The sequence below is a fragment of the Methylomonas sp. genome (genome assembly GCF_023228165.1).
Taxonomy (GTDB): Bacteria; Pseudomonadota; Gammaproteobacteria; order Methylococcales; family Methylomonadaceae; genus Methylomonas.
The window spans coordinates 100,501-110,007 of sequence record NZ_JALOBS010000019.1 but is presented as its reverse complement, the minus strand read 5'-3'; the positions used below and the strand labels follow the sequence as shown (position 1 = coordinate 110,007).

General features: G+C 45.6%; 8 protein-coding genes and 1 CRISPR repeat array (1 of these 9 only partly in view). All 8 genes read left to right on the top strand.

The window, feature by feature from the left end; genetic code table 11:
• Window positions 1-136: 136 nt before the first annotated feature.
• The gene (gene csm2, locus M0R33_RS15210; RefSeq protein ID WP_292570999.1) at window positions 137-466 is read left to right on the top strand and encodes a type III-A CRISPR-associated protein Csm2; all 330 of its coding nucleotides are present in this window, start codon (window positions 137-139) and stop codon (window positions 464-466) included.
• Between the two features lie 14 nt (window positions 467-480).
• A complete protein-coding gene (gene csm3 / locus M0R33_RS15205) occupies window positions 481-1,200 on the top strand; it encodes a type III-A CRISPR-associated RAMP protein Csm3 (protein ID WP_292570989.1) in 720 nt (239 codons plus the stop codon).
• A 14-nt stretch (window positions 1,201-1,214) separates the two neighbouring features.
• Window positions 1,215-2,222 (top strand): CRISPR-associated protein Csm7, encoded by a 1,008-nt coding sequence (locus M0R33_RS15200; protein ID WP_292570986.1) that lies wholly within the window; start codon window positions 1,215-1,217, stop codon window positions 2,220-2,222.
• A gap of 46 nt (window positions 2,223-2,268) precedes the next feature.
• Window positions 2,269-3,915, top strand: a complete 1,647-nt coding sequence (locus M0R33_RS15195) for an RAMP superfamily CRISPR-associated protein (RefSeq protein WP_292570982.1) — start codon at window positions 2,269-2,271, stop codon at window positions 3,913-3,915.
• A 2-nt stretch (window positions 3,916-3,917) separates the two neighbouring features.
• Window positions 3,918-5,189, top strand: a complete 1,272-nt coding sequence (locus tag M0R33_RS15190) for a TIGR02710 family CRISPR-associated CARF protein (RefSeq protein WP_292570979.1) — start codon at window positions 3,918-3,920, stop codon at window positions 5,187-5,189.
• Entirely contained in the window at window positions 5,186-5,758 is a 573-nt protein-coding gene (locus M0R33_RS15185; RefSeq protein ID WP_292570976.1) for a transposase, read from the top strand. Before M0R33_RS15190 ends, M0R33_RS15185 begins: the two co-directional genes overlap by 4 nt.
• Before the next feature lie 94 nt (window positions 5,759-5,852).
• The gene (locus M0R33_RS15180) at window positions 5,853-6,578 is read left to right on the top strand and encodes a hypothetical protein (RefSeq protein WP_292570973.1); all 726 of its coding nucleotides are present in this window, start codon (window positions 5,853-5,855) and stop codon (window positions 6,576-6,578) included.
• Complete coding sequence (locus M0R33_RS15175; RefSeq protein ID WP_292570970.1) at window positions 6,569-7,705, top strand: DUF1887 family CARF protein; 1,137 nt, start codon at window positions 6,569-6,571, stop codon at window positions 7,703-7,705. The genes M0R33_RS15180 and M0R33_RS15175 overlap by 10 nt, the downstream gene beginning before the upstream one ends.
• 73 nt (window positions 7,706-7,778) lie before the next feature.
• Window positions 7,779-9,507: direct repeats of the CRISPR family, unit length 37 nt; unit sequence ATTTAAATTAAAGACCTTATAAAGAAGGGATTAAGAC (it continues 4 nt past the right edge of the window).

Sequence of the window (9,507 nt, the reverse complement as noted above, 5' to 3'; positions counted from 1 at the left end):
ATGCTTCGCTGGTTTTATCCCGGCTTTAAGCCAAGCTGGGGAACAGATGTTTTTATATCTGCGAGTCATCTTCAATTTGCCCGGACGGTTGGTCGATTGCACAGGCTGATTTGCTGAGCAGACTCTATTTAACAGTATTGCTCAACAAGCCGCAAAACTCATAGCAGGCGATGACTTTAGAAAAAATGACAACAAGCCTACCCAGCTAAGAAAATTTTATGACGAGATCGTACTGTGGGACACCAAAGTCATACAACAACCTGACAAATTCGATGAATACCTGCCGTTTATCCGCATGATCAACGCCAAAGCAGCTTACGCCAAAGGTCGAAAGTTAGTGGACGACAATTTCGTTGAGCTAATCCATAAAGGCTTACAACAAGTTGTTTGTCCGCAAACCTTGCATACCTTCAAATTGTTCATGGAAGCATTCATGGGCTTTTACAAACAAGAACGCCCCAACTAATAGGAGATTTGGCTATGCAATTAACTCACATTCAAAAACTCACCGGCCAAATCGAATTACTCAGCGGTTTACATATTGGCAGCGGTAACACCGAAATTCATATCGGCGGCACCGATAATCCGGTAATTAAAAATCCCATTACCCTGGAACCGTATATTCCCGGTTCCAGCATCAAAGGTAAAATCCGCAGCTTGCTGGAATGGCATTTAGGGGTGGTCGCGCAAACCGATGGACACCCCCTGAGCTTTAAACATCTAAAGAAACTCGACCCAAAACTAGAAAACAAAGCCAAAGACTTGCTCAAACTGTTTGGTGGTGCGCCTGATGGCGATATTGACGAAGCATTGGTAAAAGAAATTGGTCCTAGCCGTTTAGCATTTTGGGATTGTTCGCTAGATTCGGAATGGGCGAAACAAATGAACGACAAAAACCTGCTGCTCACTGAAGTCAAAATGGAGAATACCATAGACCGAATCAGAGGCACTGCGGAACACCCCAGAAACACCGAGCGCGTTCCCGCCACCGCCAAATTCGACTTTAACCTGACCATTCGCGTCCATGACAACGAAGACCTGATCCAAACCGTTTTGGTGGGTTTGAAACTGTTGGAATTGACCGGTCTGGGCGGTTCCGGCTCAAGAGGTTATGGCAAGATAGAATTTCGGGATTTAAAGCTGGATGAACAGGATATTCAAAGCAGATTGCAACTCCTCACTTTAAATGAGGCCGCCTGATGCAAAGCGTTTGCGTGACAATACAACCACTGTCGGCATTCGCAACCGCATTAAAAGGCGATACGCTTTTTGGTCAACTATGCTGGGCAATTCGCAATCGCTTTGGTGAAGAGCGTTTAACCGCATGCTTGAACGGCTATAACCAAAATCAGCCTTTTATAGTTTTGTCCGATGCGTTTCCACAAGGCTATTTGCCACTGCCTAAATTACCCAGCTGCTTTTATCAAACCCAAGCAACGGCTGATCGCAAAGCACTGAAAAAACGTAACTGGTTGCCCATAAGCGATGTGGTAAAACCCATTGATGAATGGCAATTGGCGGCAGTCGATGCAAAAACCATCAGTGCTGGAAACACCAACAACCTCAGCGAAAAGCACCCACAGCCGCACAACACTATCAACCGCCAAACCAACACCACCGGCGAAAACGGCTTTGCACCATATAGCGTCGAACAAGAATGGTTTACTCCGCAGCTTAAGTGGACAATTCATTTACTGCTTGATACCGCAAAACTAAGTCTCGCCGAGTGTCAACAATGCCTGGAAGATATTGGTCAATTTGGTTTCGGTAAAGATGCCAGCATCGGCATGGGTAAATTCAGCATCGATACCTTTGTAGAACAGCCGTTACCCGCCCAAAATCCTGCCAACGCCTGCTTAACTTTGGCACCCTGTGCACCGCAAGGCTTGGGGTTTGATGCTGATGCCAGTTATTACCAATTATTCACCCGCTTTGGCAGACATGGCGACATTGCCGTGCATCAACAAGGCAAGCCGTTTAAAAATCCGATCTTGCTGGCACAAACGGCGGCGGTATTTACTACTCCGCCACCTGCAACCGGCTTTATTGGTCAAGGTATAGGCGGTAATGGCGAGTTATCCAACACCATCAGCGAAACCGTGCATCAAGGCTATGCGCCGGTAATTGCAGTGCATTTATCCAAAGCAACTGCTGGGGAGATTTGTCAAAACGACACCTGTGGGGACGATACTCGTAGGAGCGACGCCCACATCGCGACGTAGGCGTCGCTCCTACGGTGACTTTCACAGTTAAACAAAAAGGCACAATATGACAAACTTTTTTCAACACTACACGCTTAAATATACACCTCTATCACCCGTCAACATTGGTGCGGATGAAAGTTATGAGCCAGGCAATTACGTTATCGATACCGATGCAGGCGCTTTGTATGGTTTCGATAGCCGCGCAGCAATTGCCGGTTTAAGTGTTAGTGAGAAAAAGCGCCTACTGGCTATCGTTAACGGCAGACCCGACGACGATATGCTGACTAAAGTACAGGCATTTTTTCACGACAACCGAGACAACCTGCTTGCATTTGCCAGAGCACCCATTCCAACAGCCCAAGGCGTTAAATCTCTTTATGAAAAACGGATTGGCAAAACGGCGCAACACGAAGGCCAGGGCAAAAGGGTGATTAACAAGCTTGAAATTGACCGAACTTTTTACAACCCGATCGATGGCAATCCGTTATTACCGGGCAGCAGTATTAAAGGCGCTATTCGCACCGCCTTATTGGACCAATGCAATAACGGTAACACCCACAGAGGTCAAAATCTGCGCAATCAACAACTTCAAGAACAATTGTTTCAAGGCAAGTTCGACACCGACCCCATGCGCTTGGTCGCAGTCGGTGATGCAGCCTGGCAAGGTCATGCCGACAAACCGGCTTGCCAAGTGCAATTTGCCGTCAATCGTAAACGTAAACCCGTGGTTGATGAGCGTGGCAATTTGCGCCCAAGCATGGGCGAAAACCTCTACCAGCTTTTAGAATGCATCGCTCCCCATCAGTATCAAAGTTTTCACGGTAGTTTAACCCTGCACACGCCACAGGCATTGCTCAAAAACTCAAACAAATTGCCCAAAATTCACTGGACGATGCAAGATATAGCCAAAGCCTGTAATGCGTTTTATATGGGCTTGTTCTGGCGCGAATTGGCTGAAATCAAAGAACGCAATTACATCAATCCGGATTGGATTCGTCAGATCGAAAACTTGCTGGAAAATGGTTTGTTAAGCCGCCTTAATGCAGGACAAGCATTTCTGCTCAGATTTGGTCGACATAGCGGTTCGGAAGCCTTAACGCTGGATGGTGTCCGCAGCATTCGCATTATGCAGGGAAAAGGACAACCCTCTAAGCAGGAAAAACAACCCAAAACCTGGTGGCTAGCGGCCGATCAAAGTAGCGACAAACAAAGTCTATTACCTTTTGGTTGGGTGCTTGTTGAAATTGATCCAAAGCAAGCGGACAGTGCTGTTCAGCACTGGTTGGAGAATAACAGTGCCCAATTTACGGATTGGCTGCAAACCCAATTGACCAAGCAAAACGCCTTACAACAAAAAGCCCGGCAACGCCTAAAGCAGGAACAAGAAAATCTGCTAAAACAGCAACAAATAGAAGCTGAACAACTGCAAAAACAACAAGCCGAACAGCAACGCCTAGCCAGCCTCAGCCCCATCGAGCAAGAGCTGGAAGCATTTTTAAAACCGATTCAGTCGCAAGAGCACGACACCCGCTTGCTGCAAGAATTGGAAAAAGGCCGCTGGCAAGCTGAAGACGCCAAAATCGTCGCTCAAAAGGTACAAGCATTAATGGAAGTAGCGGGTAAATGGATGCCGGATTTTGCCGGCACCAACGACAAAAAACTCAAACTCAAAGAGCGTAGTCAAAAAGTGTTGAAATACCTACAAGGTTAACCATGACCCAAATCCTCATCTGCACCGTCGGCGGAAGTCACCAGCCCATTGTTAGCGCTATCAACGAATTGCGCCCGGATTTTGTCGTATTCATCTGCACCGACAAAGACCCGGCTACCGGGCGGGCGGGTTCGGTCAGCCAAATTGATGGCAAAGGCAGTTGTATCAAAGCGCAGCCACAAGACGACAAACCCGGTTTGCCTAACATTCCCAGCCAAACCGGGCTGACAGCCGAGCAATATCAAATTGCCATCACCCAGTCGGACGACCTGGATCAGATTTATCTGGACTGTAACCAGGCTATCGAAGCCGCCTTGCTGCGTTTTCCGCAAGCCAAAATTGCCGCCGACTTTACCGGAGGTACCAAATCGATGAGCGCAGGTTTAATCATGGCCGCATTGGAGCGAGCGGATATTGACTTGCAATTGGTGACCGGCAGTCGCGCCGATTTAGTTAAGGTGCAAGACGGCTCGCAATTTACCGCACGGGCCAACAGCGAACAAATCCGCTTCCAGCGCCTTATTGCCCCCTATCGCCAAGCCTGGACCCGTTTTGCCTACAGCGAAGCGGAGGCCGGGTTAAAAAACCTTAGGCCAACGCAGCAAACGGAACTGCGCGCTCAGTACACCCGCTTTCGCGAACTCAGCCGGGCCTTTGCCGAATGGGATAATTTCAATCACAGCCTGGCGCTCAATATTCTGCAACCCTACGCGCCAAATTTACCGCAGGACTTAAAAAACTATATTGGCATCGCGCTGCGTTTGAATGACAACAACCCCAGAAAACAGGACGCCGCAAGACTGTTTGATTTATACCTCAACGCCCAGCGCCGCGCCGCCCAAGGCCGTTATGACGATGCCGTTGCGCGTATATATCGTTTGATTGAATGGACTGCGCAATGGCTATTAAGCAGCAAAGCCAACATCAAAACCGGCCATGTCTTGCCCGAGCAAATCCCCGAAAATCTGATCTTAACCCAAAATCGTGACGGACAATGGCAAGCGGGCCTATACAACGCCTGGCAACTAGTCAAACTTAAGACTGATGGTCCGGCGGCCCGATTTATCACAGAACAGGAGCACACGCTACTCAACCATATCAAAATTCGTAACAGTTCCATCCTGGCGCACGGCTTTGCGCCTATCCAAACACAAGACTGGCTAGCTATCGAGTCCTGGTTGGCGCAACACTTTGTCCCCATGTTGCTGGACGAAGCTAAAACGGTAGGTATCAAAAATCTACCTGAGCAATTGCCGGATAAATTTGAGTTGTGAACTGGGCATCTGGTTTCAATCGCGACGTGGGCGTATTAATTAATCGCGACGTAGGCGTCGCTCCTACTGTAGGAGCGACGCCTACGTCGCGATCAGAGCCGGCGACGCCCACGTCGCGATTAAAAACCCAACTCAACCCACACGCCAAAAACTTGCGCAAAGGTCGCTACTCATCGGCAAATCAAGTTTATCTCATCACCACAGTCACCCAACACCGCGAACCCATTTTCAACGACTTCAACGCGGCCCGCGCTATGGTGAGGCTACTGATGAACGAACAATTACTAGGGCGTGCCGATACGCTGGCCTTTGTTATCATGCCAGACCACTTACACTGGTTAATGACATTAACCGGCCAAATCGGCTTATCGCAGGTGATGCAAAGTCTCAAAACCTTGTCTGCCAAAAAAATCGGCCACCCCGTTTGGCAAGCGGGTTTTCATGACCATGCTTTGCGACAGGAAGAAGATTTACTAGCAACCGCACGTTACATCGTAACCAATCCGTTAAGGGCTGGATTAGTCCAACATATCGGCGATTATCCGCATTGGGATGCCATATGGCTTTAATCGCTGAAATGCAGGCCGGTAGGAGCGACCCCCAGGTCGCGAGTCGAACAGCGCTTTTGCGCTTTAATCGCGACGTGGGCGTCGCTCCTACAAAATGACAACTAACATTCTGCTTTGCACGCTGGGTGTCAGTTTGGCCGTGATTTCAGATGCTTATGCTTTTTTGGCGCCGGAGCGCTTGCAGCTGTATCAAAGCCACCCCGAACAGGAAAAATTACTGGCTTTAAAGGCCAAATATCGCTTAGTTGGTCTGGATTTGGTCGGTGACGAACAAACCACCCAGCCGGAGGTCATGGCCAGTTTGTTTCAACCTGATTTTGCAGAATGTCAGCCCATTATCATCCTTGCCGGCGAAGACGAAAAGGTCGACTCCATTTGGCCAGCAGCCTATCACGTGCATGCCGTCCGCATAGGCCAAGGCTTAAGTCTCAACGAAAACGACAACCTGGCCCAACGCTTTCGCGATCGGAGTATTTGTCTGGAACTTTGCCCTAGCTCTAACCGCGAAGTGGTTGGTTTTTATGATCCCCGTTTCCCACATACACAACAGTATCCAGGCTATCCCCTGCTGGCACTTTGGCAAAAAGGTCTGCCGCTCACAGTGTGTACCGATAACCCCGATATCAGTTGCACCACCCTAGCAGACGAATATCTGACCGCAGCACTGATGACGAGAAACCAACTCAGCCAATGGGACGTTTTGGCCATGATCAAACAAGGCTTTGTCCACCGTTTTCTCAGTGGTCACCATAAAGAAAAATTATTCAAACGTATCGATGCCGATCTTTACCAATTACTCGCCGAGGCCCCATGCACATAAGCACCCATCTGATTTTGGTATCCGCCCAGCCCATACCCAATCTCACCCCGATACTGGACGACAACCTGCGTCCGCAAAAAGTCGTCATGTTAGTCAGCCCGGATATGCACGAACGCAGCCTATCCTTAGAAACCATCTTTAAATCTCGAGCCATTCGAGTCGAGCGCTGTTTTATAGAAAATCCCTGGGATGCCGACTATATTAGTGAAAAAGTGCTTAATTTACTGACCGACTATCCGGATGGTGGCATTGCCTTGAATGCCACCGGCGGCACCAAACTCATGAGCATTGCAGCCTACGACGTGTTTCGTAGTTGTGAGTTAGCGATTTACTATATCCACCCCGAACAAGACCGACTCCTATGGCTTTGGCCTAAACAACCTACGCAAGAATTGGCCGATCGTTTAAAACTCGAAGACTATTTGATGGCCTACGGTGCCGATCAAATTACCCTTGATAGAACCGGTGTGATCGAACCATTACGTCAATTAAGCCAACAGATCATCGCCGACATCGAGCGTTACGCTACCGAACTGGGTACTCTAAATTATTTAGCCTTAAAAGCAGACAATCCGCAACTAAGCGTCGAAATAGAGCAAGGCCCGCAATCCAAACCCAACCTTTGGCAACTGTTAGAGCTGTTTGAACAAGCCGAACTTTGCGTCATCAACGGCTATACCCTGCGCTTTAAAAACGAACAAGCCCGCTTTGCCTGCAATGGCGGCTGGCTGGAAATGCACACCTATGCCCAATGCCTTAATCTAAAAAAGAGCTTAACCATCCAGGATGTTGCCTGCAACATCACGATCAGTCGGCAGCCGGCCGGTAAGGCAGTGGTTAAAAACGAAATGGATGTTGGCCTCATTAAAGCCAATCGCCTGCATTTAATAGAATGTAAAACAAAAAGCTACAAAGACTTTGAACAAGGTGCCGACGTCCTGTATAAATTAGACAGCTTGCGCGATTTGATGGGTGGGCTACAAGGGCGGGCCCTGCTGGTAAGCTTTAAAAGCCTGGACAAAATCAGTCGAGCCCGCGCCAAAGAACTTAACATCAGCATTTGCAGTCACACCGAACTGAAAAATTTACAACAACACCTGCAAAAATGGCTAACGCCAAACAGCTAACTTTTGAAAAATGAAAAACCCTGGCAACTCCCTCTGTAACCTACTGATAATAAAAGGAGAAAACCATCGAGCTATTTAAATTAAAGACCTTATAAAGAAGGGATTAAGACGTCTTACAAATTCCGCGACACTATCAGCGACAATTTAAATTAAAGACCTTATAAAGAAGGGATTAAGACGGCTGATGGTGTGTAATCTGTCGATTAAGGTCATATTTAAATTAAAGACCTTATAAAGAAGGGATTAAGACTTAATGTTTTATACTCTTTAATAAATTCAGCTATTTAAATTAAAGACCTTATAAAGAAGGGATTAAGACGCCAGCGAAGAAAAACACAATGGCAATAGAATATTTAAATTAAAGACCTTATAAAGAAGGGATTAAGACAAATTCTTCACATACTCCAAGCAATCCCCGGAAATTTAAATTAAAGACCTTATAAAGAAGGGATTAAGACATACCTAAGATGTTGAGTAATACTGATTTATATTTAAATTAAAGACCTTATAAAGAAGGGATTAAGACCAAGCGTCGCAGTCGTGTTTGAATTGGGGTTGTATTTAAATTAAAGACCTTATAAAGAAGGGATTAAGACGCTATTTTGGTGATTTATAACGTGTTTTTGGGTATTTAAATTAAAGACCTTATAAAGAAGGGATTAAGACGGTTTTTCTGGCGGGTGTTTGACAAATAGTTGCATTTAAATTAAAGACCTTATAAAGAAGGGATTAAGACTGAAGTCCAGCGACAATCAATGTATTAATGGTATATTTAAATTAAAGACCTTATAAAGAAGGGATTAAGACAGAATGGCGGCATCGTTGTGGGTGCTGAGGGTTTCATTTAAATTAAAGACCTTATAAAGAAGGGATTAAGACTCAATCGAGTCGAAGTATTGCTCGGGATTGTTTTATTTAAATTAAAGACCTTATAAAGAAGGGATTAAGACAGATAGCGTTTGCCACTGTTACTGTTTCTGATTATTTAAATTAAAGACCTTATAAAGAAGGGATTAAGACGGAGTTGCGCCAGTATCGGCAGCAATCAGGTTTTTTATTTAAATTAAAGACCTTATAAAGAAGGGATTAAGACGTACATCTACTATCATTGTGATTGATACTTTCAATTTAAATTAAAGACCTTATAAAGAAGGGATTAAGACCCGTGCTTACGGTATTGAGCGGCGGCGATACGTGCCATTTAAATTAAAGACCTTATAAAGAAGGGATTAAGACATGTCAAAAGGGTCTTCAATGCCGTCAAAATGAATTTAAATTAAAGACCTTATAAAGAAGGGATTAAGACCAAGAATAGTCCATTGTAATTTGGCATTCGTGGTATTTAAATTAAAGACCTTATAAAGAAGGGATTAAGACTTTCAACTAATGCGAGCAGCGCTTCTTCCAGTGATATTTAAATTAAAGACCTTATAAAGAAGGGATTAAGACTTTCAACTAATGCGAGCAGCGCTTCTTCCAGTGATATTTAAATTAAAGACCTTATAAAGAAGGGATTAAGATCGACTGTCAAAGGATCTATGAAAGTTCCAGACAGCATTTAAATTAAAGACCTTATAAAGAAGGGATTAAGACCCGACGGTTTCTTGCATCAGTTGTTTGACGATGGCATTTAAATTAAAGACCTTATAAAGAAGGGATTAAGACTGAAGTCCAATTAACTCTTGGCTTGGATTTAAATTTAAATTAAAGACCTTATAAAGAAGGGATTAAGACTCATAGATTGCCTCAATATTGCCTGACTCCCTGTAATTTAAATTAAAGACCTTATAAAGAAGGGATTA

Bases quoted from the DNA above. Each gene is read 5' to 3' on its own strand.
- M0R33_RS15195 (WP_292570982.1), top strand. From the start codon at position 2,269: ATGACAAACTTTTTTCAACACTACACGCTTAAATATACACCTCTATCA.
- M0R33_RS15180 (WP_292570973.1), top strand. From the start codon at position 5,853: ATGACAACTAACATTCTGCTTTGCACGCTGGGTGTCAGTTTGGCCGTG.
- M0R33_RS15175 (WP_292570970.1), top strand. From the start codon at position 6,569: ATGCACATAAGCACCCATCTGATTTTGGTATCCGCCCAGCCCATACCC.
- M0R33_RS15190 (WP_292570979.1), top strand. From the start codon at position 3,918: ATGACCCAAATCCTCATCTGCACCGTCGGCGGAAGTCACCAGCCCATT.
- csm3 (WP_292570989.1), top strand. From the start codon at position 481: ATGCAATTAACTCACATTCAAAAACTCACCGGCCAAATCGAATTACTC.